Raw genomic sequence first — 26,923 nt, 5'->3', positions numbered from 1 at the left:
CGGGAGATGTGGCGACCCGGCGACCGTGACCGATCAATGTGAGGAGAGGTACTTCTCGAGCGCGGGACCGACCACGGCCAACGACTCGGGTTCGATCATCTGGTTGTGGCCGCAGTCCACTTGGACCTCGCGGATTCCGCCGGTGACCGCCGGACGCCACTCCTCGGGGGAATGTTCTCCGTTCCCGGAACCGCCTGCCGCGCTGAAGAAGAGCAGGTCGCCGTCGAAGACCGCGGGACGGAATCGGTCCATGATCTGCGCCGAATTGGTGAAGCCGGCGCTGATCCGCTCGAGATGCGCGGCGGTGAGGCCGGTGCGCTGTCCGAGGGACTCGTCGAGCAGCTCGACCGCCCGCGCGTAGGTCAGCTCCTCGCCGTCGGGGGTGCGGAGGTCGAGCCCGAGGCCCTGCAACAGCTCCTCGACTGTCAGCACCTGCGGGATCCCGTCGGCGGTGACATAGCTGTCCATGATGGCGAGCGTCGCCACCTCGTCGCCGTCCCGCCGAAGCTCCACGGCCATGGCGTGCGCGATCACGCCGCCGAGGGACCAGCCGAGCAGGTGGTACGGGCCGTGGCCCTGGACCGCGCGCATCTCCTGCACGTACCGGTGCGCCAGCTGCTCGATCGACTCGAAGCGCGGCCCCCCGCTGATGAGCGGCAGCTGCAGGCCGAACGCGGGGCGGTCCTGGGCGAGGTGCTGGACCAGCCCGGCGTAACCCCAACTCAGACCGATGCCGGGGTGCACGCAGAACAGGGCGGGCTTGGTACCGCTCGGCCGCAGCGGGATCACCACCTGCAGAGCCTCATCGGCGGCCGACTGCGCCGACTCCTCGTCGAGGCGGTGCGCGAGCCCGGCCGGGGTCGGATCGAGGAAGATCGACTGCAGTTGGATCCGGTCCCCGAACCGCGCGCGGAGCTCGGTGACGACCCGGGTGGCCACGATCGAGGTGCCTCCGAGGTCGAAGAAGCTGTCGTCGACACCGACGCGTTCGACGCCGAGCACCTCGGCGTAGGCCTCGGTGATCGCCAGTTCGCTCGGTGTGACCGGCGCGCGGTATTCGTCGGCGCGAGCACCGAACTCGGGTGTCGGCAATGCCTTTCGATCGAGCTTGCCGACGGGCGTCATCGGTATCGTGTCGAGGACCACGACGGCCGACGGCACCATGTGGGCGGGCAGGCGGCCCGAGGCGAAGGACCTGACCTGGGCGGGCACCAGCGTGCGACCCTCGACCGGGTGCACGTAAGACGCCAGCAGTGTGTCCCCGGACGGCCCGGTCTGACCGATGGTGGCCGAGAACGCGATGTCGGGGTGGTGCGTCAGCACGGTGTCGATCTCGCCGAGTTCGATGCGGAAGCCGTGCACCTTCACCTGGAAGTCGCTGCGGCCGATGTACTCGATGGTGTGATCTCCGGTGCGGGGGTCGCGTTGCCAGCGGACGATGTCCCCGGTGCGGTACATCCGCTGCCCCGGATCACCGAACGGGCTCGCCACGAAGCGTTCGGAGGTCAACCCGATCCGGTTGTGATAACCGCGGGCCAGCCCGAGACCGAGGATGTACATCTCGCCGGGCACCCCGACCGGGACCGGCTGCAGGTGGGCGTCGAGCACGACCTCGCCGAAACCGATGGCCGGGTTGCCGATGTTGACCGGCACCCCACTCTCCATCGGGTCGCTGACGCTGGCTTGGATGGTGGTCTCGGTCGGCCCGTAGCCGTTGAACATCCGGCGCCCCCGCGCCCAGACGTCCACCAAGTCCGGCGGGCACGCCTCCCCGGCGACCGCGAGGACCTCCAGCTCCGACAGATCCCGGTCCTCCATCGACGCCAGGGCGGTCGGGGTGATGAAGGCGTGGGTGACGTGCTCGCGCCGGAGCAGGTCCTCGAGATCGGGGCCGCCGTACACGGTGGGCGGCACGATCACCACGCCCGCGGACGTGCCGAACGCCATCATCAGCTCGAACACGGAGGCGTCGAAGCTCGGGGACGCCAGGTGCGAGACCCTCGACCGCTCGGTGACGCCGAACCGGCTGTTCTCCTCCGCGGTCAGGTTCGCGATGCCCTGATGCGTGACGATGACGCCCTTGGGCAGACCGGTGGATCCGGAGGTGTAGATCAGGTAGGCCGGGTGGGCGAGGTGCAGGGGGACGATCCGGTCCGCATCGATGACCGGGGCCGGCGACGACGCGGACATGGACGCGAGGAAGTCGGGGGCGTCCATCACGAGCCACGGAATCGTGTCGGGGAGCTGCCCGCGCCGCGATGCGACGGTCAGCCCGACGACGGCGCGGGAATCCACCAGCATGTACTCGATTCGTTCCGGCGGATAGGTCGGATCCACGGGTACGAACGCGGCGCCTGCCTTCGCCACCGCCCAGATCGACACGATCTCCTCGATCGAGCGGGGCAGGCCGAGCGCGACGAAGGTCTCCGGGCCGACCCCGGACCCTCGCAGCACCCGGGCCAACCGGTTCGACCGCTCGTCGAGCTCACGATAGGTCAGGTGCTCATCCTCGAAGGACAACGCGAGCGACTCGGGTGCCGCGGCCGCGGCGGCGGACAGGATGTCCGGCCACAGCTGCGGCGCACCACCCTCGGGTCCGAGCGCCGGTGCCATATCGGACATCTCGACCTCGCCGAGGATGCCGATGTTGCCGATCGCCCGGTGCGGGTCGGCGGTCACCGCATCGAGAACCCGGACGAAACGATCCGCGAAGGCGTGCACGGACTCGGGGTCGAACAGGTCTGTCGCGTAGTCGATACCGCCACGAACACCCGCGGGCGTGCCGTCCGCCGCGACGTTCTCGGCGAGGATCAGCTCCAGGTCCTCCTTCGCCACCCGGATGTCGAGGTCGACGCCGTCGACCTCGAGGCCCGGAAGTGCCAGGTGCGGCCGTTCGGTGTTCTGGAACTCCAGCGCGACCTGGAAGAGGGGCTGGTAGGACGTGGATCGGGCCGGGTTCAGCGCCTCGACGATCCGCTCGAACGGGAGGTCGGCGTGTGCGAACGCCGCGAGGTCCGTCTCACGGGCCGATTCGAGCAGCTCGAGGAAGTCGGCGTCGGGGTCGACGTGGGTGCGCAGCACGAGGGTGTTGACGAACATGCCGATCATCTCGTCGAGTTCGGCCTCGCCCCTGCCGGCGATCGGGGTACCGATGGCGACGTCGTCGGTGTCGCCGAGCCGGGCCAGTAGGACCGCGAGTGCCGCGTGCATCACCATGAAGACGGTCGAGTTGTTCGCCCGCGCCAGGTCGCCGATGCGGGCGTGCAGCCCGGCGTCGATCGCGAACTCGATGCGGTCGCCGCGGAAGGTCTGCTGCAGCGGACGCGGGCGGTCGGTCGGCAGCGCGATCACGTCCGGCAGGTCCGCGAGGTTCTGGTTCCAGTACTCGAGTTGCGCGGTGATGAGTGACCCCGGATCGTCCTCGGCGCCGAGCATCCGGTGCTGCCAAAGGGTGTAGTCGGCGTACTGCACCGGCAGCGGGTCCCATCCCGGGGCCGAGCCGTTGACCCGGGCGTTGTAGGCGACCATCACGTCCCTGGCGAGCGGACCGAGGGAGGAACCATCGGCGCAGATGTGGTGCACCACGATGGTCAGAACGTGTTCGAGCTCGCCCAGCCGGAGCAACGCGGCCCGCACCGGTACCGCGGCGGTGACGTCGAAGCCTGCGCCCGCGAGTTCGATGATGCGCGAGTTCAGTTCGGCGTCGGTGACGGAGATCGTCGTCAGTGCGGGCAGGACCTGGTCGGTGGGCACCACGAGTTGTGTGGGCTCGCCGTCGTGGACGGGGAACATCGTGCGCAGCGACTCGTGTCGGTCGAGCACGTCCCGGATCGCGGCGCCGAGCGCCTCGGTGTCGAGGCGACCGGACAGCTTGACCGCCAGCGGGATGTTGTATGCGGGCGAGGCGGTGTCGAACTGGTTCAGGAACCACATCCGCTTCTGGGCCAGTGACACCGGGATCACCGGCGGGCGCTCGATCGCGGTGAGCGGAGGCCGCGCATCGGTGCCGGTGCGCTCGGGCGCGAGCAGGGCGGCCAGCGCGGTGATCGTCGGCGACTCGAAGAGTGCACGGACGCCGATCTTGGCACCGAGCGCGGTCCCGAGTCGTGCCGTGACGCGGGTGGCGATGAGCGAGTTCCCGCCGAGGTCGAAGAAGCTGTCGTCGAGGCCGATCCGATCGACACCGAGGACCGCGGCGAACACCTCGGCGATGGTGCGTTCGAGCGGTGTGCTCGGTTCGCGGTACTCGGTGGCGGTGCCGAGGAACTCGGGCTCCGGCAGCGCCGACCGATCGAGCTTGCCGACATGGGTCAGTGGGATCTCGTCGATCAGGACGATGCTCGACGGCACCATGTGGGACGGCAGCCGGCCCGCCAGGTGATCGCTCAACGCCGGTACCCGCACCGGTACGTCCGCCATCGGCACCACGTAGCTGGCCAGCACGGTGTCGCCGGACGGACCAGGCACGCCGACGGTCACCGCGAAGCTCACTCCTGGGTACGCCATGATCTCGGAGTCGATCTCGCCGAGCTCGATCCGGAAGCCGCGCACCTTCAGCTGGAAATCGCTGCGCCCGATGTACTCGACCGTGCGTTCGCCGGACCCGGGTTCCACCCGCCAGCGGACGATGTCCCCGGTGCGGTACATCCGATCTCCCGGTTGCCCGTACGGATTCGCCACGAAGCGGTCCGCGGTCAGCGCGCCCCTCCGGTGGTATCCGCGCGCCAGTCCGACACCCGCGATGTACAACTCGCCGGGGACGCCGGCGGGAACCGGCCGCAGGTACCCGTCCAGTACGACCTCGGACACCCCGCGGATCGGGCCGCCGAGCGTGATGGGCTCCCCCACCGTCATCGGGTCGCTGATGTTGGCCATGATCGTGGTCTCGGTCGGGCCGTACGCGTTGGTCAGCTTGCGTCCCGGCGCCCACCGCGTGACCAGCTCCGGCGGGCAGGCCTCACCGCCGAAGGCCACGTGCTGGAATTCGACGAGTCCCCCCGGGTCCACCGTCGCCAGCGCGGCGGTCGTCACGAAGGCATGGGTGACCCCCTCGACCTTGATCAGGTGCGCGAGTTCGGCTCCGCCGTACACGGACTGCGGTGCGATCACCATCGTCGAACCCAGCCCGAACGCCTGCAGGTATTCGAAGACGGCGCCGTCGAAGCTCGGCGTCGAGAAGTGCAGGGTCCGCGACATCGGCGTCGTGTTGAACCGTTCGCGCTGGTCGGTGGCGAAGTTCTCCAGGCCGACGTGGGTGATCACCACGCCCTTGGGTGTTCCGGTCGAACCCGAGGTGTAGACGACATAGACGGCGTTGTTCATGCCGATCGGCGAGACCCGGTCCGCGTCGACCACCCGACGGGTGGACTGGGCCGCCCGTTCGGCGGTGCAGTCGGGCCCGTCGAGGAGCAGCCACGGCACGGAGTCGGGCAGCCGCGCGCGATCCGCGGTCATGGCGAGTCCGAGGGTCGCGCCGGAGTCGGTGAGCATGTGCTCGATCCGGTCCTGCGGGTAGTTGGGGTCGACGGGCACGAACGCCGCGCCGGTCTTGGCCACCGCCCACACCGCGAGCACCGATTCGATGGATCGAGGGATGCCAAGAGCAACATAGGTTTCCGGACCCGCGCCCCTCGCGATCAGCAGGCGCGCCAACTGCGTCGAACGCATGTCGAGCTCGAGATAGCTGACGTGGCGTCCCTCGTGGACCAGCGCGGTGGCCTCCGGACTCGCGGCCGCCGCGTCCTCGAACAACTCCGGGAGCGTCCTGGCCGAGACACCCGGCCTGCCGTGCACGGGGACAAGGGCGACGCGCTCGTCCGCCGACAGCAGGTCCATCCGCGCGAGCTGGAGGTCGGGGTGGGTGGCCATCGCGACCAGTACCCGCCGTACCCGGGCCGCGATGGACTCCACGGCGGCGACGTCGAAGGCCGTGGCGAGGTACTCGAGCTTCAGGTGCAGGTTCTCCTCACCGGAGGCGACGATGGCCAGCGGGTAATGAGCCGAATCCCGTCCGTCGAAGCCCGCGATGCGCATGCCCGCGATGTCGGTCTGTTCGGTCAGGCCGGCGCGATCGATCGGGTATGACTCGAACACGGTGAGGGTGTCGAACGCGGCGGCGGGTGCGGCGACCTTCTGGATGTCCGCCAGCCCGAGGTAGTGGTGGTCGAGCAGCGCGACCTGCTCGTGCTGGACCCGGTCGAGCAATCCGCCGAGGCTCTCGTACGGATCGAGGATGACCCGGACAGGAAGGGTGTTGATGAACAGGCCGACCATCGACTCGATGCCGGCGATCCCCGGCGGCCTGCCCGAGACGGTGCTGCCGAACACCACGTCGTCGCGGCCGGTCAGCGCGCCGAGCACGATTCCCCATGCGGCCTGGAGCATCGTGTTGAGGGTGAGGCCGCGCTCGCCCGCCAACAGTCGCAGCAGGCTGGTCTCCGCTTCGGACAGCGTCAGCCCGAACTCCTGGCTGCCCGAATGCGGACGACCGTCGTTCGCGGGCGCCAGCACGGTCGGTTCCTCGACGTCCGAGAGTGCCTGCCGCCACGCCTCTGTCGACTGACCGATGTCACGCCGGGACATCCAGACCAGGTAGTCGCGGTAGGGGTGCACGGGCGGAAGTGCCGAGGCGTCCCCGTCGGTCGCGTACAGGGTCAGCAGGTCCCGGATGACGATCGGTGTCGACCAGCCGTCGATCAGGATGTGGTGGTTCGTCAGCGTCAACCGGTACTCGTCCTCGTCGAACTTCACGAGCATCAGGCGCAGGAGCGGCGCGGACGACATGTCGAACCTCGCTGCCCGGTCGGCCGCCACGACCGCGGCATGGGCGTCCTCGCGGTCCTCGGATGCCGTCTCGGCGAGATCGATCTCACGCCACGGCAGCTCGACGTGATCCGCGATGACCTGGACGGCGACACCGCCCTGTTCGGCGACGAACGCCGCCCGCAGGTTCGGGTGCCGATCGAGCAGTGCCTGACCGGCCCTGCGGATGCGGTCCGGGTCGACCGTGCCCCGCAGGGTGATGGTGAGTTGGACGAGATACGGATCGACCGACGCGTCCGACATCTGCGCGTGGAAGAGCAGGCCGGACTGCAACGGGGACAGCGACCAGACGTCGGCGAGGCCGGGGAACCGGCCCTCGAGTCGCTCGATGGTGTCCTGCTCGAGATCCACCAGGGCGAGGTCCGACGGTGTGAGCCCGCCCGCGGTCGGCGCCGCGGCGTGCCGGGCCAGCGCGGTCAGCGCCTCGGCCCACAGGTCCGCCAGCTCGCGGACCTCGAGGGCGCGCAGGACCCGCGTCGGGAACGACCAGGTTGCGCGCAGCCGCGGCCCGTCCGGGGATCCGAGGGTCAGCGCGTTGATGTCCAGGACCGACGCGACCGGCATCTGCTTGCTCGGGGCGTCGTCGAGGCCGGTGTCGGTGACCGGGGTCCAGCCGGTGCCGGGGTCCAGCGTCCCGGCTCCGTCCGTCATCCGGCCGAGGTAGTTGAAGCTGATCTGCGGCGCAGGCAGTTCGCGCAATTCGTTCCGGTGTTCGCTCAGGTATCGGAGCATCCCGAAGCCGATGCCGTGATCGGGTATCGAGAGCAACCGTTCCTTCACGACCTTGACCGCGGTGCCCGCGTCCGGCCCGCCCGCGAAGGCGTCGTCGAGATCGATGTCGGACAGATCGAGCCGGACCGGGAAGATCGTGGTGAACCAGCCCACTGTCCGCGACAGATCGGCGCCCGCGATCACGTGATCCTCGCGGCCGTGGCCCTCCAGATTGACCACCGTCGCCGACACCTCTTCGCCGCGGGCGGAGCGCCACCGGGACACGGCCATCGCAAGCGCCGTGAGCAGGCTGTCGTTGACGCTGCCGTGGAATACCTCCGGAAGCCGCGTCAGCAGCGACTCCGTGACCTCGCTCGGGAGTTCGACGGTGATCTTCTGCACGGTCTCGTTGGTGTCGACCGCCGGATCCAGTGCACGCGAACCGATCACCGGATCCGGACCGGCCAGCATCCGCCGCCACAGGTCCATCTCCCCGGACCTGGTCGCGCTCGCCTCGGCCAGGGCGTGCGTCCAGCGGCGCATCGAGGTCCCCACCGGGGCCAGGACGGGATCCTGACCCGCGCGGATCTGTGCCCACGCCGACGCCAGGTCCGGCACCAGCACGCGCCACGACACCCCGTCGATCACCGCGTGATGCACGACCATCAGCAGTCGGCCCGGGGCATCGGGTTCGCCGCAGTCCGAGGGATCGAACCAGACCACCTGCAGCATCGTGCCTGTCCACGGGTCGAGTCGGTCCGCCGCCGCGTCGAGTTCGGCCGCCGCGATCGCGGAGAACTCGGGGCCCTCCACACCTGCGACCGCGACCCTACGCAGTACCGACGCGGCGGGCACCGACCCCTGTTCGGCGACCGTCATCGCCGGTTCGCGGTCGGGATCGCGCTGGATCAGCCTGGACCGCAACATGTCGTGGTGGTCGAGCACTGCCTGCAGCGTGCGCTCGACGGTGTCCGCGTCCGCCCCTGGCGGCAGCGTGAGCAGTGCCGTCTGGGTGTAGCGGTTGATGTCCCCAGCGGCCCCGGCCCGATCGGTCAGCCAGTGCATGATCGGGGTCAACGGCAGCTCGCCGACGCCCCCGCCCGCGAGCTCGTCGAGCACGATCGCGTCCCCGACCTCGGCCGATTCGGCCACGACGGCGAGCGCGGCGACCGTCTTGTGTTCGAAGACCTCCCGCGGCGAGATCGCGACACCGGCAGCCTTGGCCCGGGACACGAGCTGGATCGACATGATGGAGTCGCCGCCGAGCGCGAAGAACGAATCCTCCACGCCCACCGAATCCAGACCGAGCACCTCGGCGTACAGGGTCGCCAACACGGTCTCGGTCTCGGTGCTCGGCGCGCGGCCGGCATGGACCCGCGTCGCGAAATCCGGTTCCGGCAGTGCCTTTCTGTCCAGTTTGCCGTTCGCGGTCAGCGGGAGTTCGTCGATGACCAGCACCGCCGCGGGCACCATGTGCGAGGCGAGTTGAGTGCCCGCGAACTCGAGCACCTCGTTCTCGTCCGGGCGTAACCCCGGCTCCGGGACCACGTAGGCGATCAACCGGTTGCCCCGCGGGTCCTCGCTCACGAGGGACACGGCCTGCGCGACGCCAGGGAACCGCAGCAGGACCGCCTCGATCTCGCCCAGCTCGATCCGGAACCCGCGGACCTTCACCTGGAAGTCGCTGCGGCCCAGGTACTCCAGTTGACCATCCCGATTCCAGCGGGCCACATCACCGGTTCGGTACATCCGTGCACCGGCGGCACCCATGGGATCCGCGACGAACCGCGCGGAGGTCAGCGCCGCCCGGCCGAGGTAGCCACGCGAGACCTGATCTCCCGCGACGTACATCTCCCCCGTCACCCCTGGCGGGACCGGATGCAGTCGTTGATCGAGCACCGACACCCGCAAACCGGGGATCGCCCGGCCGATGACGGACGCGGACGCCTCGGCGGCGTAGGCGCGGTCGAGTGGGAGGTGACTGACGTGCACGGTGGTCTCGGTGATGCCGTACATGTTGACCAGCGCAGGCGCAGTCTCGCCATGCCTGGCGTACCAGCGGCCGAGCTGACCGAGATCGAGCGCCTCACCACCGAAGATCACGTAACGCAGGGCCAAAGCCGGTGAGTCACCCGTGGCCAGCCGGTCGGCCTCGGCCAGCTGGTAGAACGCGGTCGGCGTCTGATTGAGCACCGTCACCCGCTCGCGCCGCAAGAGTTCGAGGAACATCTCCGGCGAGCGGGCGGTGTAGTAGTCGACGACCACCAGGGTGCCGCCGTACAGGAGTGGGCCCCACAGCTCCCAGACCGAGAAGTCGAATGCGTAGGAGTGGAACATCGTCCACACATCGGACTCGTCGAACCCGAACTTCTCTTCGGTGTTCGCGAAGAGGGTGAGCACGTTGCGGTGCGAGACGACGACGCCCTTCGGCTGCCCGGTCGACCCGGAGGTGTAGATCACGTAGGCGGTGTCCGCCGGGTCGAGCGGGGCCAGCCGATCGGTGTCGGTGACGGGCGCGCCCGATTCCGTGGCGAGTCGGGTGGTCAACTCGTCCGAATCCAGCACCACGACGGGCACGTCGGTGTCAGGCAGGCGTTCGAGGTCGGCACCGGTGGAGATCATGCAGATCGGATCCGCGTCCTCGAGCATGAAGATCAGCCGGTCGGCCGGGTACGTCACGTCGACGGGCAGATAGCCGGCACCGGACTTGACGACGGCCAGCAGCGCCACGATCAGGTCGTTGGTGCGCGGCAGCGCGACCGCGACGAGGGATTCGGGTCCGGCGCCCCTGCCGATCAGGACCCGGGCGAGCCGGTTGGCCCGGTCGTCGAGTTGCGCGTAGGTCAGGGTTTCACCGTCGCAGGACACGGCGACCGCTGCCGGCTGCCGGGCGACCGTGCTCGCGAACCGGTCCACCAGGGTGCCCGTCGGTGCAGGCACGCCCGCGACGTTCCAGAGCGAGGCCATCGCGTCGCGCTCGGCCGGGTCGGTGATCTCGATGTCCCCGACCGCGCGGTCGGGATCCGTGGTGACCGATTCGAGGAGGTCGCACAGTCGCCGGGCGAAGCCGTGCACGGTGCCTGGGTCGAACAGATCGTCGGCGTAGGTGAACATCGCCGAGATCCCGGCCGGGCGCCCGTCCTCCCCGTACCGCTCGGCGAGTGTCAGCTGCAGGTCGAACTTGGCGACGGCCAGGTCGGGATCGATTCCGTCCGCGGTCAGTCCGGGCAGCTCCAGGTGGGGCGGCTCGTTGTTCTGGAACTCGAGCAGTACCTGGAACAACGGCGAGTGTGCGGTGGACCGTTCGGGGGCGAGTGCCTCGACGAGTCGCTCGAACGGCAGGTCCGCATGCGCGAACGCGGCGACGTCCACCTCGCGCACGTTGTCGAGGAGCTCCCCGAACGATGCCCGTGGATCCACCTCGTTGCGCAGCACCAGGGTGTTGACGAACATGCCGACCAGATCGTCGAGCGCCGCCTCGCCGCGTCCCGCGATCGGGGTGCCGACGGCGACGTCGGTGGCTCCGGAGAGCTTCGCGAGCAGCAGCGACAGCGCGGCGTGGCCGGCCATGAACATCGTCGAGTTGTGTTGCCGTGCCACGTCGACGAGGGCGCGGTGCACCCTTGGCGGCACGGTGAACTCGAATCGTTCGCCGTGGAAGCTCTGGTAGACCGGCCGCGGTCGGTCGGTGGGCAGCGCGATCACCTCCGGCAACCCCGAGAGGACTTCCGTCCAGTGGTCGAGCTGGCGCGCGAGCAGGGACTCGGGATCGTCCTCGGAGCCGAGGACGCGGTGTTGCCACAGCGCGTAGTCGGCGTATTGGACCGGCAGCGGGGACCACGGTGCCATGGCACCAGACACCCGCGCGGTGTAGGCGGCCATCACGTCCCGGGCCAGCGGGGACATCGAGAAACCGTCGGCGCTGATGTGGTGGACGACGAGCACCAGCACGTGCTCGTCTGAGCCGATGCGCAGCAGGGCCGCGCGCACGGGCACCGCGTCGGTGACATCGAATCCGCCCGAGATCAGGTCGGAGATGCGCTGCGGCAGTTCGGACTCGGTGGTGTCGATCGCGGTGAGGTCCGGTGCTGCGGCTGCCGCGGGCACGATCACCTGGGTGGGCTGACCGTCGACCATGGGGAACAGGGTGCGCAGCGATTCGTGCCGGTCGACGACGTCGGCGACGGCGCTGCGCAGCGCGTCGGTGTCGAGGTGCCCGGTCAGGCGTACGGCGAGCGGGATGTTGTACGCGGCGGACTCGGTGTCGAACTGGTTGAGGAACCACATCCGCTGCTGCGCCAACGACAGCGGCAGTCGTTCGGGCCGGTCGGTCGCCTCGAGCGACGGGCGCCGGTGCTCACCGTCGGACAGTGCGACACGCTGTGCGAGGGTGCCTGCGGTGGGCGCCTCGAACAGGGCGCGGACGCTGAGGTCGACCTCGAGTGCGGACGACAGCCGCGCGGTGACGCGGGTCGCGCTCAGCGAGTTGCCGCCGAGGTCGAAGAAGCTGTCGTCGAGGCCGACGCGGTCGAGGCCGAGGACGGCGGCGAAGACATCGGTGATGGTGCGTTCGAGGGCAGTGGTCGGCGCCCGGAGCTCGGTGGTGGCGGCGAACTCCGGCGCGGGCAACGCGGCGCGGTCCAGCTTGCCGACGGGGGTCAGCGGGATGTCGTCGAGGATCATCACGCTCGAAGGCACCATGTGCGAGGGCAGCCGGGTCGAGAGGAACTCGCGGACCTCGGCCGGCTCGATCCGGTGTCCGGCGGCCGGCAGCACGTACGAGGCCAGGACGGCGTTGCTCGCCGATCCGTGCCCGATGGTCACGGAGAAGTCGATGCCCTCGTGCTCGCCGAGGGCGCTGTCGATGTCGCCGAGCTCGATGCGGAACCCGCGGACCTTCACCTGGAAGTCGCTGCGTCCGATGTACTCGATCACGAGTCGGCCGGATTCCGGGGAGCGCCGCCACCGAACGACGTCGCCGGTGCGGTACATCCGTTCGCCGGGGCCGCCGAACGGATTCGCCACGAATCGACCGGCAGTGAGGCCGGTGCGACGGTGATAGCCGAGCGCCACGTTGTGCCCTGCGATGTACAGCTCGCCGGGCACCCCGATCGGGACGGGACGCAGGAAGGCGTCCAGCAGGATCTCCTGGATCCCGCGCAGCGGTCCGCCGATGGTGACCGGTTCGTCCACCGACACCGGATCGCTGAAGTTCGTCACGATCGTGCCCTCGGTGGGGCCGTACGCGTTCCACAGTCGGCGCCCTGGAGCCCAGCGCGGCACCAGCTCCGGTGGCGCGGCCTCGCCGCCGAACAGGACATCCTGGAAGTCGTCGAGACCGGCGGGGTCCATCCCCGAGAGCGCCGAGCTGATGATGAAGCCGTGGGTCACCCGTTCCTGCTTGAGCAGCCGGGCCAGTTCGATCCCGCCGTACACCGTGGGCGGCACGATCACCAGCGTCGCTCCCGCGCCCGCGGCGAGCAGGTACTCGAAGACCGACGCGTCGAAGCTGGGACTGGCGAAATGCAGGGTGCGTGATGCCGAGTTCGGGGCGAACAGATCGTGCTGCACGGCGACGAGCTTCTCGAACGACCGGTGCGAGACCACCACGCCCTTCGGGAGCCCCGTCGAGCCGGACGTGTAGATCACGTACGCGATGTCGTCGACCCGCAGGGGGCGCGGGCGGTCGGCGTCGGTGACCGCGGCCGCCGACCTGCCGTCGAACTCGGCCGAGGCCTCCGGATCGTCGATGACCGACCATGCTGCGGTCCCGGGTAGGCGGTCGCGGTACTCGGCGACGGTCAGTCCGAAGGTCGCGCCCGAGTCGGAGAGCATGTGCTCGATCCGATCGGACGGGTAGTTCGGGTCCACCGGGACGAAGGTTGCTCCCGTCTTGGTGATCGCCCAGACCGACATGACCGATTCGATGGAACGCCTGATCGCGAGGGCGACAACCGAACCCGGCCCGAGGCCCCGCGCGAGGAGACTCCTGGCGATCTGATTCGACCGCTCGTCGAGCTCGCGATAGGACATCTCGCGGCGGGCCATCGTCAGCGCCACCGCGGTGGGGTCGATCCCCGCTCCGTCCGTGAACAGCTCGGGCAGCGTCCGCGCGCTCTCGATCGCGCCGCCGTCGACCGGGAGCAGTTCGATTTCCTCCTCGGGCGAGAGCAGCCGCAGCCGGGACAGCGGAAGGTCCGGGGTGTCGGCGAAGGCGTCCAGCACCCGCGCGGTGCGCGCGGCGATGGTCTCCGCGTCCGCGCGCTCGAACAGATCCGGGAAGTACTCGACCTTGAGCCGCAACTGCTCCTCCGCGGAGGCGACCAGGGCCAGCGGATAGTGGGCGGCATCGTTGATCTCGGGGATCCCGAGCACGCGCAGCCCGGCGATGTCGACGTCGGCGGTCAGCGCCGCCCGGTCGAACGGGTACGACTCGAAGACGGTCAACGTGTCGAAGGTGGCCGCGGGCCCCGCCGCGTCCTGGATGTCGCTGAGTCCGAGGTAGTGGTGATCGAGCAGGGCGGTCTGCTCGTCCTGGATTCGGTTCAGCAGCTCGCCGAGGTTCTCGAACGGGTCGAGGGTGATCCGGACGGGCAGCGTGTTGATGAACAGGCCGATCATCGACTCGATGCCGGGGATCTGCGGGGGTCGCCCGGAGACGGTGCTGCCGAAGACCACGTCGTCGCGGCCGGTCAGCTCGGCGATGATGATGCCCCAGGCGGCACGGATCAGCGTGTTCAGGGTCAGACCGCGCTCGCGGGCCACGGCCCGCAGGCGCTGCGTCCGTTCGACCCCCATCTCGACGAGAACCGAGAGCGCGCTGTCCCACTGCAGCCTGGCGCGGTCCAGCGGTGCGACGAGCGTGGGTTCATCGACTCCGGCGAGGGCCTGCATCCACACGTCCATCGACTTCTCGGAGTCGCGCTGGGACAACCACTTCAGGTAGTCCCGGTAGGCGTTGGCCCGCGGCAGCGCCGTCGCGTCGCCGTCGGTCGCGTACAGGGCCAGCAGTTCCCGCAGCATCAGCGGCGCAGACCAGCCGTCGAGCAGGATGTGATGGTTCGTCATCACCAGTCGGTGGGTGTCCGGGCCGGTCCGGATGAGCAGGAATCGCAGCAGCGGCGGCGATTCCATGTCGAATCCGTGGTGCCGGTCCTCGTCCAGGACGCGGGCGACCTCGGCCTCACGATCCCCGTCGTCGAGCGCCGTCAGGTCGAGCTCGGTCCACGGCAGCTCTACGTGCCGGTGCTGCACCTGCACGGTCACACCGTCGATGTCGGCGATGAAGGAGGTGCGCAGGTTCGGGTGCCGGTCGATCAGGGCCTGGCCCGCCCGCCAGATGCGCTCGGGGTCCGCGCCCCGAACATCCAGCGCGAGTTGCACGGTGTACTGATCGACCGACTGCTCGGCCAGCAGCGCGTGGAAGAGCAGTCCGGTCTGCAGCGGCGACAGCGACCAGATGTCGGCGAGGTCGGGGTAGCGGTCCTCGAGCCGTTCGATGGTGCCCTGCTCGAGGTCCACCAGGTCGAGGTCCGACGGGGTGAGCCCGCCCGCGGTTGGGGTGGCGGCGTGCCGCGTCAGCGCGGTCAGCGCCTCGGCCCACAGGTCCGCGAGGTCGATTGCCTCCGCGGCGGTGAGGACCTCGCCGGGGAATGCCCAGGTGGACCGCAGGCGAGGGCCGTCGGGGGTCTCGGTGGTGACCGCGTTGATGTCCAGGACCGCTGACGGTGGCATGTCGACGGTGCCGACCAGGTCCAGATCGGTGTCCGCGACCGGGCTCCACCCGATGCTCGGCCCGTCGTCGGCGCCGCCCGCGGTCAGGCGTCCGAGGTAGTTGAAGCTGATCTGCGGCGTCGGCAGCTCTCCCAGTTCGAGCGCATGCTCGCTCAGGTACCGCAGCATGCCGAAGCCGATGCCGTGGTCGGGGACCGCGAGCAGTTGTTCCTTGACAGCCTTCACCGCGGCACCGGCGTCGCGGCCGCCTGCGAAGGCGTCGTCGAGATCGATGTCGGACAGCTCGAGCCGCATGGGGAAGACCGTGGTGAACCAGCCCACGGTGCGTGACAGGTCGGCGCCGGGGACCACCTGATCCTCGCGGCCGTGCCCTTCGAGGTTGACCACCGTCGCGGTCGCATGCACTCCGCGGTCGCGACGCCACCGGGACACGGCCATCGCCAGCGCGGTGAGCAGTCCGTCGTTGACGCTGCCGTGGAATGCCTCGGGAATCCGGGTGAGTACCGCGTCCGTGACCTCGGTCGACAGTTCGACGTTGATCTTCTGCACGGTCTGGTTCGTGTCGACCGCGGGATCCAGTGCGCGCGAACCGATCACCGGGTCGGTCCCGGACAGCATCTCGCGCCAGCGGACCAGCTCGTCGGTCCTGTTCTCGCTTTCCTGTACGAGGGCGTGCGCCCAGCGCCGCATCGAGGTTCCCACTGGGTCCAGCTCCGGATCCTGGCCCGCGCGGATCTGCGCCCATGCCGACGCCAGGTCCGGCACCAACACGCGCCACGACACCCCGTCGATCACGGCGTGGTGGACCACCATCAGGATTCGGCCGACGCCCGCGCCGGAATCGAGCCACACGACCTGCATCATGACGCCCGCGGCCGGGTCCAGTCGCTGCTCGGCCGCCTCGAACTGCGCGACCACCTCGGCGTCGAATTCGGGATCCTCGGGTGTCGCGGCCACCTCGATCCGGCGGATGAGGTCGGCGGCGTCGACCGACCCCGGCTCGGCCACCTCCATCCTCGCGTCCGCACGCGTGTCCGGACCGGCTGCCCGGTTCGTGTGCAACCTGGCCCGCAACATGTCGTGTCGATCGAGCACGGTCTGGAGCACGCGGCCGAGTTCCCCTGTGTCGGTGAGGTCCTCGGGGGCGACGAGCAGAGCGGACTGGGTGAGCCGGCCGAAGTTGCCGCCGCGTTCGAGCAGCCAGGCCACGATCGGGGTCAGGGGCATCTCGCCGACGCCGCCGCCTGCCAGTTCCTCGAGGGTGACGGCCGCCGAGGTCTCGCCGAGCCCTGCGACCAGGGCCAGCTTCGAGACAGTCTTGGCTTCGAACACGTCTCGCGGGGTCAGCACCACACCGGCGGCCTTGGCTCGCGACACGAGCTGGATCGACATGATGCTGTCGCCGCCGAGCGCGAAGAACGAGTCGTCCACGCCCACCGCATCCAGACCGAGCACGTCGGCGAACAACGTCGCCAGGACGGCCTCGAGTTCGGAGTCCGGCGCCCGGCCGGGCGTGGCAAGGGCACCGAAGTCCGGCTTCGGCAACGCCTTCCGATCGAGCTTGCCGACCGGGGTGAGCGGCAGGCCGTCGAGCACGATCAGCGCGACGGGCACCATGTAGGGCGCCAGGATGCCGCTGACGAACGAGAGGATCGAGGCCTCGTCGAGTTCCACCCCCGGCTCGGGGACCACGTAGCCGACCAGCCGGCCGGGGCCGGAGCCGTTCGAGTGCGCGGTCGCGACCGCGCTGGAGACGCCCTCGTAGCTGGCCAGCGCCGCCTCGATCTCGCCGAGCTCGATCCGGAACCCGCGGATCTTGACCTGGAAGTCGGTGCGGCCCAGGTACTCGAGGTCGCCCACCGGCACGGTCCCGTCGACCCCCGTCGTGTCGCCGACGGCGCGAACCCACCGGACCAGGTCCCCGGTCCGGTACATCCGCTCCCCCGGTCCGCCGAACGGGTTGGCCACGAACCGGTCGGAGGTGGTGCCCGCGCGATTGCGGTAGCCGTGCGCGAGCGAGGGCCCGCTGATGTACAGCTCGCCCGGGACCCCGAGCGGCACCGCTCGCAGCCTCGAATCGAGGACCAGCAGGCCGCAGCCCCGGATCGGCCGCCCGATGACCACGGGGTCGCCGGGGCTCATCGGCGGGCTCACGGTCGCCACGACCGTCGCCTCGGTCGGGCCGTAGCCGTTGAACATCCGCCTCCTGGCCGTGACCCACTTACCGACGAGGTCCGGTGGGCAGGTGTCGGCGCCGGTCACCACGCACTCCAGGTCGTCCAGCTGGTGCGGATCCACCGATTCCAGTGCGGCGGGGGTGACGAAGGCGTGTGAGACCCGATCGCTGCGGAGCAGGTCGGCGAGTTCGGTTCCGCCGTAGACGCCCGGTCGGGCGATGACCATCGTCGCGCCCGCGCCGAACGCCATCACCAACTCGAGGACCGATGCGTCGAAACTGGGCGAGGCGAGATGCAGCGTTCGCGACGGCGGGGTGATGGTGAACCGGTCTCGCATCGAGGCCGCGAGATTGGCCAGCCCTCGGTGCGGGACGACGACACCCTTCGGCGTGCCGGTGGACCCCGATGTGTAGATCACGTACGCCGGGTGGTCGAGGGTCAGCGGGGCGATCCGGTCGGCATCGGTCACCGCTGCGGCCGCTGCGGCGGCCAGTCCCGCCTGCATGTCCGGCGCATCGAGTTCGAGGTATCGGGCGAGCGTGGGTAGCCGCCGGCCGTATTCGGTGACCGTGAGGCACACGGTCGCGCCGGAGTCGGCGAGCATGTGCTCGATCCGTTCCGCCGGATAGTCCGGGTCGACGGGGACAAAGGCGGCACCCGTCTTCGCCACGGCCCACACCGACAGCACCGACTCGACCGACCTGGGTATCGCGATCGCCACCACGGAGCCCGGACCGACACCCTCCGCGATCAGGATGCGGGCCAGCCGGTTCGCCCGCTCGTCGATCTCGCGGTAGGTCAGCTCGTGATCCTCGGTGACCAGTGCGAGCGAGTCGGGCGCGAGCGCGAGCGGGGCGGCGAGGATCTCGGGAAGGGTGCGCGCGGGCACGGACTCCGGACCGCGTGCGGGAGCCAGCGCGCTGAGTTCGGCGGCATCGAGCAGATCGATGTCTCCGATCGCGACGGTGGGATCGGCGGTGACCGCGGCGAGGATCGCCACCAGTCGCCGACCGAACCCGGCGACGGTGGCGGGGTCGAAAAGGTCGGTCGCGTAAGTGAACCCGGCGGAGATGCCCGCGGGTGCCCCTGTCTCGTCGAACTCCTCGGTGCAGGTGAGCTGGAGGTCGAAGTTGGAGATCTCGGTGCCCAGATCGATGCCCTCGACCGTCAGACCCGGCAGCTCCAGCCGCGCCCGGTCGTTGTTACGGAACTCGAACACCACCTGGAAAAGCGGGGTGTAGGAGGTCGAACGCTCCAGAGACAGGGCGTCGACCAGACGCTCGAACGGGAGGTCCGCGTGATGGAAGGCGCGCAGGTCCGTCTCGCGGGTCCGCGCCAGCAGGTCGGCGAAGCTGGTGTCGCTCCCCACCCTGCTCCGCAGTACCAGGGTGTTGACGAACATGCCGACCATGTCGTCGAGGGCGGCCTCGCCGCGGCCCGCGATGGGGGTACCGATGGGCACGTCGTCGGTGTCGCACGAGCGCGCGAGCAACACCGCGAGTGCCGCATGCACGGCCATGAACACGCTGGAACTGTGTTCGCGGGCCAGCCGCACCAACTGCTGGTGAACCTGCTGGTCGACGGCGAATTCCTGCACGGCGCCGCGCATCGACGGGACCTGTGGCCGCGGGCGATCGGTCGGCAGCGCCAGCAGCTCCGGCATGCCGTCGAGCTCCTGTCGCCAGTGGTCGAGCTGAATCGAGAGCAGGCTGCCCGGATCCGTGAAGTCACCGAGAACCCGGTGCTGCCACAGTGTGAAGTCGGCGTACTGGACGGGAAGCGGCGCCCACTGCGGGCCGTGCCCGTCGGAGCGGGCGGTGTACGCGACCATCAGGTCCCGCGCGAGGGGGGCCAGCGAGAATCCGTCCGCGCAGATGTGGTGCACGACGAGGGAAAGCACGTGCTCATCGGGGCCGGTGCGGAACAACCCTGCGCGCAACGGAACCGCGGCCGTCACATCGAAACCGGAGCCTGCCAGCGCGGCGATCCGGGTGTCGAGCTCCGCCGCGAGCACCTCCTCGGTGGGAAGATCCGGCAAAGCCTCGGAGGTCGACACGATGACCTGGGTCGGTTCGCCGTCCACGGACGGGAAGAGTGTGCGCAGCGATTCGTGCCGCTCGAGTACGTCCGTCACGGCCGCCCGCAACGCGTCCTCGTCGAGCCGTCCGGTCAGCCGCACCGCCATCGCCACGTTGTAGGCAGGCGAATCGGTGTCGAACTGGTTGATGAACCACATTCGCTTCTGGGCCAGCGAAACCGGCACCGGGGCGGGGCGTGCCCCCGCGACCAGTTCGGGCCTGCCGCTCTCGTGGGAGGCCTGGGATTCGATGCGGGCCGCCATGCCCGCCACCGTGAGGGAGTCGAAGACCTCACGCACCCCGAGCTGCGACCCGAGCGCCGAGTTGGCGCGCGCGACGAGCCTGGTGGCGATCAGCGAATTCCCACCCAGATCGAAGAAGTTGTCGAGCACCCCAATCCGCGGCCTGCCGAGGAGGTCCGCGGTGATCGTCGCGAGGATCTCCTCGATCGGGTTGCGCGGTGCCAGGTATTCCGCGCCGGAGACCAGGAAATCGGGTGCGGGCAGGGCCTTTCGATCGAGCTTGCCGGTCGCGCCGAGCGGGAACTCGTCGAGCACCATGATCTGCGCGGGCACCATGTAGCCGGGCAGTATCTTCCCCAGGGACTCCCGCAGTTCGGTCGTGTCCACCTCGGAGCCGGTTTCCGCGATCACGTAGCCGACCAGGCTCTCCCCGGTGATGGGGCTCTCGTGCACGACAACCACGGCCTGCGCCACCGCGGGGTCGACGAACATGGCCGACTCGACCTCGCCGAGTTCGATTCGCAGCCCGCGGAGTTTGACCTGGAAATCGGATCGACCGATGTACTCCAGCGATCCGACGGCCTCCCAGTTGCGCCGCCACCGGACCACATCACCGGTCCGGTACATCCTCTCGCCGGGGGCGCCGAAGGGACTGGGCACGAATCGGTCCGCGGTGAGCCCGCTGCGGCCCACATAGCCGCGGGCCAGCTGGCTACCGACGAGGTAGAGCTCGCCGGGGATCCCGAGCGGAACCGGGTGCAGACGCGAGTCGAGGACGTACACGCCGGTGTTCCACACCGGTGCGCCGATCGGCACGGTGACACGGTCGTATTCGCTGCACTCCCACGAGGTCACGTCGACCGCGGCCTCCGTGGGGCCGTAGAGATTGTGCAGGTCCGCACCGTTGAACCGGCGGAAGGCATCGGCGGTGGCGGGCGGCAGCGCCTCGCCGCTGCAGAACACCCGGCGCAGCGAGCCGCACCGCGCGGGGTCGGCCTCCGAGGTGAATGCGGCCAGCATCGAGGGCACGAAGTGCATGGTGGTGACCTGCTCGGCCTCGACGATGCGAGAGAGATAGCCGGGGTCACGATGTCCGTCGGGTGCCGCGACGACCAGCCTGGCGCCGGTCTGCAACGGCCAGAAGAACTCCCACACGGACACGTCGAACGTCGCCGGGGTCTTCTGCAGGACCGCATCGGTCGGATCCAGACCGTACGTCTCCTGCATCCAGATCAGGCGGTTGACGATGGCCCGGTGGGAGACCGCGACACCCTTCGGCCGGCCGGTGGAGCCGGAGGTGTAGATGACGTAGGCGGTGTTGTCGGGTCGCAGCGGTGCGGTCCGGTCGGCGTCGGTGATCGGAGCAGTCGAGTGCCTGGACAGGTCCATCGAATCGATCTGCAGTATCTCGACGGTGCTGCGCAGTTCGGCCTGGTCGGCCGTGGTGCTGAGCACGCACACGGGTGCGGAGCTGTCGAGCACGTACTCGGTTCGGGCCGCGGGGTGGTCGGGGTCGAGCGGAACGTACGCACCGCCTGCCTTGACGATCGCGTGGATGCCGATCACGAGCTCGGTGGAGCGCCGGATGGCAACGGCCACGCGCGATTCGGGCCCGACACCCCGGGAGATCAGCTCCCTGGCCAGCTGGTTGACCCGCGCGTCGAACTCCGCGTAGGTGAGTTGTTCGGAGTCGACCACGAGGGCGACCGCATCCGGCGTGCGCGCCGCCTGGTCGTCGAGGAGCCCGACGAGCGTGGTGTCGGGGACCAGGGCGGCGGTGTTGTTCCATCCCTCCAGCACCCGCTCCCGCTCGTCGGCACCGAGCAATGCGATGTCGCCGACCGTAGCGTCGGCGTCGGCGGTCACCGCCTCGAGGATGCGGACGAACCGCTCGGCCAGCCCGGACATCGAGGCGGGGTCGAACAGGTCACGGGCATAGGAGAACTGGGCGGTGATCGGCCCTGGTTCGCGCTGACCGTCGCGATCGGGTGAGTCCGCGTCCTCCCAGTTCTCGGTGAGGATCACCTGGAGGTCGAACTTCGCGGTCTGGGTGTCCACATCGCTGACCCGCACGTCGAGGCCGGGCAGTTCGAGTTCGGTGCCCTCGAGCCCCTGCAGGACGAGCATCACCTGGAACAGCGGCGAATGCGCGGCGGAGCGATTGGGGTGCAGCGCCTCCACCAGTAGTTCGTACGGGAGGTCGGTGTGTCCGAAGGCCTCGAGGTCGGTGGTGCGGGTCTGGGTGAGCAGGTCCGAGAAGGTGCCGCCGCCGTCCACCTGCGTGCGAAGCACGAGGGTGTTGACGAACATGCCGACCACGTCGTCGAGCGCCGCCTCGCCGCGACCGCCGACCGGGGTGCCGATCGAGATATCGGTCGAATCGCTCGCCCTCGCCAGTAGCACCGCGAGCGCCGCGTGCAAGACCATGAACAGGCTGGCGTTCCGCGCTCCCGCGATCTCGAGCAGCCCGCGATGCAGGTGCGCCGGAATGGTGAAGTCGACGACGCCACCGCGAACGGTCGGCTGAGCGGGCCGAGGTCGATCTGTGGGCAGTTCGAGCAGCTCCGGTGCGCCGTCGAGTGCGTGTGTCCAGAAGTCGAGCTGCCGAGAGAGCCGGCTCTCCGGATCGCGTTCGGAGCCGAGGATCTCGCGCTGCCACACCGCGAAGTCCGAGTACTGGACCTCGAGTGGCGCCCACTCCGGTGCCCGGCCCGCCGTACGGGCGACGTATGCAGTCATGACGTCGCGCGCGAGCGGCGGCATCGACAGTCCGTCCGCCGCGATGTGGTGGGCCACGATGACAAGGACGTGCTCGGTGGGGCCGGTGCTGAGCAGCCTGATCCGGACCGGGAGGTCCTCGGCGACGTCGAATCCCGCCGTCGCGATCAGCTTCAGGCGCTCGTCGAGCTCGGCCTCGCCGGTGGCGGTCACCTCGAGATCGGGGATTGCCCTCTCGGCGGGGAGCACCACCTGGACCGGGCCGTTCTCGCTGTTCGGGAATACGGTGCGCAGCGATTCGTGACGGGTGAGGACATCGACGAGCCCCATCCGGAGCGCGGCCACGTCCAGCTCGCCCGACAGGGACACGGCGATCGGGATGTTGTAGGCGGCCGAGGAGGTGTCGAGTTGATTGACGATCCACATCCGTTGCTGGGCCAGCGATACCGGCACCGGACCGGTCCGCGGTACCGCCCGCAGGACGGGTCCCGGCGCCGTGCGCACGCCGCCGGCTCCGATTCGCTCCGCGAGGCTCGCGACGGTCGGTGCCTCGAACAGGTCGAGCACCCCGATCTCGGTGCCGAGGGCGGCGTTGATCCGGGTCACCACCTTGGTGGCGACCAGTGAGTTGCCACCGAGATCGAAGAAGCTGTCGTCGACGCCGATTCGCTCGCGCTGCAGCACGCCCGCGAGGACCGCCGCGATCGCCTCCTCGGTCTCGCCCCTCGGCGCACGGTATCCGGCGACGCTCCCGTCGAAACGAGGCGCGGGCAGCGCCTTTCGGTCCACCTTGCCCGCCGGGGTCAAGGGCACCTCGTCGAGGACGGTGATGCTGGCGGGCACCATGTGCGCAGGCAGCGCGGCCGCGGCCTGGGCGAGGACTCCGGGTTCGTCGACCTCTTGTCCCGGTTCGGGCACGAGGTAGCTCACCAGCACGGTGTCGCCCGAGGGGCCCGGGTGGCCGGTGGTCAGCGCGAAACCGACGCTCGGGTGCGAGCGCAGCACCGCGTCGATCTCCCCGAGCTCGATCCGGTAGCCCCTGATCTTGATCTGGAAGTCGGTGCGCCCCAGATACTCGAGGGAGATCCCGCCGCCGGTATCCGTCCACCGCACCAGGTCACCGGTGCGGTACATCGGTGCCCCGGAGCGCGAGTGCGGGTTCGCGACGAATCGCTCGGCGGTGGTCGTCGGTCGCCGGTGGTAGCCCCTGGCCACCCCGGGACCGCAGATGTACAGCTCGCCGGGTACACCGACCGGGACCGGGTTCAGGCGGGAGTCGAGCACCATCAAGCCGAAGCCGACGAAGGGGCGGCCGATGCCGACCCGCTCTCCGGGTGACAGCAGCCCGCTGGCGCTCGCGATGATGGTGGCCTCGGTCGGGCCGTACCCGTTCAACAGCGTCCGGCCCCGGCCCCACTGTTCGACGAGTGCCGGTGGACAGACGTCTCCCCCGGTGAGGATGCACTCGATGTGGTCGAGTCCTGCCGGATCGACCGATGCGAGTACGGCCGGGATGACGAACGCGTGCGTGACCCGCTCGCGGCTGAGCAACTCGGCCAGTTCGGCACCGCCGTACAGAGTGGACGGGGCGATGACCATCGTCGCACCGGCACAGACGGTCATGAACAGCTCCATGATCGACGCGTCGAAACTGGGCGAGCTGAAGTGCAGGGTCCGCGATTCGGGCGTGACGGCGAACCGCTCGCGAGCATCGGCGGCCAGGTTCGCCAGGGCCCGGTGGGTGACGACGACACCCTTGGGCAGGCCGGTCGACCCGGACGTGTAGATCAGGTATGCCGCATGGTCGATCCGCAGTGGGCCGGTGCGGTCCGCATCGGCGATCGGCGCCGTCGACTGCTCGGACCACAGGCGACCCAGTTCGGGGTCGTGCAGATCCAGCCACGGGGTGGTGTCGGACCGTTCGCCGTCGCCTGCGGCGAGTCCGAGGACCGCGCCGGAATCGGTGAGCATGTGCGCGATGCGGTCCTGCGGATAGTTGGGGTCGATCGGCACGAAGGCCGCGCCGGTCTTGGTGACCGCCCACAGCGCGAGCACCGAGTCGATCGATCTGGCGATCGACAGCGCGACAACGGATTCCGGGCCGACCCCGCGATCGATCAGCAGACGTGCCAGCTGGGTGGACCGATCGTCGAGTTCGCGATACGTCAGGCTGGTGCCCTCGAACCTCATGGCGTCGTTGCCGGGTGTGATCGCGGCGGCAGCGGAGAGGAGGTCGGGCAGTGGCCGTGGCGGGACTCCTGGCGCGCCCAGGACGGGTGTGAGCGAATCGAACTCGGCCGGTCCGAGGAGTCTGATATCGCCGACCGGCAGATCGGGGTCGGCGGTGGCGCTCTGCAGGATCCGGTCGATCCGGTCCGCGAACTCGGTGATGGTGGTGCGGTCGTACAGGTCTGTCTGGAAGAGGATGCGGCCCGCGATCCCGGCCGGTTCCCCGGCGTGGGTGGTCAGTTCGGTGAAGACGAGGCGGACGTCGACCTCTCCCGTCCCGATCCGCAGGCTGTCCGGGCCGGATTCGGGGTCGCCCTTGTTCCCGAATTCGAACAGGACCCGGAAGGGCGGTTCAATCGGTCCACCCGCAGCGGCGACCAGTTCCTCGACGACCTTCTCGTACGGAAGATCGGAGTGTCGCAGCGCCATCCGGTCCGAATCGCGGACGGCGGCGAGCTGGTCGGTGAACGTGGAGGCCCCCGAGACCGTATTTCGCAACACCACCGGGTTGTCCGGGTCGGTGGTGTCGGGTGGCTCGGTCGCCTGCCTGCGGTTGACCACGGTGCCGAGGGCGACGTCGTCGGTGTCCGCGAGCCGGCCGAGCAATACGGCGAGCGCGGTGTGCATCACCGCGAAGACGCTCGAGTCCGACCGCCAGGCCAGGTCGGCCATCCGGCGGTGGATGCGTCGGTCGATCTCGAGGTCGACGTGCCCCGTCGGTCCCGACTGCCGTACGGGCCGAGGACGATCGAGGGGAACCGACGCGGCCGTTGGCAGGTGGGCGAGTGCGCGGGTCCAATAGTCGCGGTCCTCGTTGATCCTGCGTTGGCGGACGCCCGCCTCCGCGCTGGTCGCGTGGATGTCGCCGAGCCGGGTGCTCGGTGTGGCGGCCAGGAACTCCTCGAGCAGCTCGACGAACTGGGCGTGGTGCGTCCGCAGCTCGTCGTCGTCGTATCGGTTCGGGTTGCCACGGAAGTCGACGAGGGTGCGCTCGTCGGCACCGCTCTTGTAGATGTTGACCAGCAGGTCTTCAACGGGTCCGGAGGTGACGATGTGATAGCCGCCGACGATGGGACCGAGGGTGACCACCTGGTTGAAGAGCATGACGTTGACCATCGGGCCCGCGAGCCCACGCGAGGAGCCGGTCAGCCCGGCATCGCGGCGGATGTCCTCGACGCTGCACCGCTGATGCCGGAGTGCCCCCATGAGCTCGAGCTGGACCCGCCCGACGAGCTCGGTCACGGTGTCGGTTTCGTCCACCGTGATGTGCAGCGGCGCGACGGTGGCGAGCATGCCCCCGGATCGCTGCAACTGTGCCGTCGTCCGGCCGGACACGGGCAGGTTGATCAGGAGGTCGCGCTCGCCCGTCATCCGCCCGAGGTAGCAGCCGAAGGCCGCGATGATCACCGCGGCCGAGGTCGCTCCGACCCGGTGGTCAGAGTCCTCGAGTGCGGACAGGCCCGCATCCGACAGGCGAGCACTCACCAGCGAGACACGCGCGGTCGCGGCTGCCTCCCGTTGCGCCAGCGTGGAACCCGACTCGATGCCGACGATGTGTTCCGCCCAGTAGTTGCGGTCCGCGGTGAATCGGTCGGAACTGCGGTACTTCTGATCCAGGTCGTAGAGGTCGCGCACGGGCAGGGCGCGATTCGGTGGCGGCTCGGTGCCGTTGACCGCCGCCGTGTAGTGCGCCGCGATCCTGTTGATCAGCGTCGCGCCGCCGTAACCGTCGAGGACCACATGGTGAATTCGCGCGTACCACAAGTAATCTCGGTCGCCGACCTGGAGGACGGAGGTATCGATGAGTCGGTCACGGGCCAGGTCGACCGGCGTCGTGTACTCCCCCTCGATCCACGCGTGGGCGGCGGCGGTCGGATCGGGTTCCCCACGGAAGTCGATATATCCGGTGGAGGTGTCGCAGTTCGGGTCGATCACCTGATAGGGCTCGCCGTCGACGTCCACCATCTTCAGCATCGGGGATTCGAATTCGAGCGCGGTGGCATCGACCGACCGGCGGAGCAGTTCGAGGTCCAGGTCGCCGTGCAGTTCGATGTAGTGCGCGATGAACTCCGGGACGGTGGGGCTGAGTTGCTGTGCGAACCACATACTCCGTTGGACTGCCGACAGCGGAAATGCCGTGTACTGCCCGTAAGGGTCTTGGGCTGGCCCCTGCGAAGGTGTAGTCGTCATCGCACTCCCCAAGCGAGTAGAC

The 26,923-nt window shown here is 69.4% G+C and carries 1 protein-coding gene; it reads right to left on the bottom strand.

What is annotated here, in order from left to right:
* Positions 1 to 33 precede the first annotated feature (33 nt).
* Positions 34 to 26,901, bottom strand: a complete 26,868-nt coding sequence (locus JOE46_RS04795) for a non-ribosomal peptide synthase/polyketide synthase (RefSeq protein ID WP_209926454.1) — start codon at positions 26,899 to 26,901, stop codon at positions 34 to 36.
* Between the last annotated feature and the right edge of the window lie 22 nt (positions 26,902 to 26,923).

This window comes from Rhodococcus sp. PvR099 (genome assembly GCF_017833315.1).
In the GTDB taxonomy this organism is placed as follows: Bacteria; Actinomycetota; Actinomycetes; order Mycobacteriales; family Mycobacteriaceae; genus Rhodococcus_G; species Rhodococcus_G oryzae.
The sequence above is the reverse complement of the archived record's forward strand: the minus strand, read 5'-3'. Positions and strand labels throughout refer to the sequence as shown.

Bases quoted from the DNA above. Each gene is read 5' to 3' on its own strand.
- JOE46_RS04795 (WP_209926454.1), bottom strand. From the start codon at position 26,901: ATGACGACTACACCTTCGCAGGGGCCAGCCCAAGACCCTTACGGGCAG.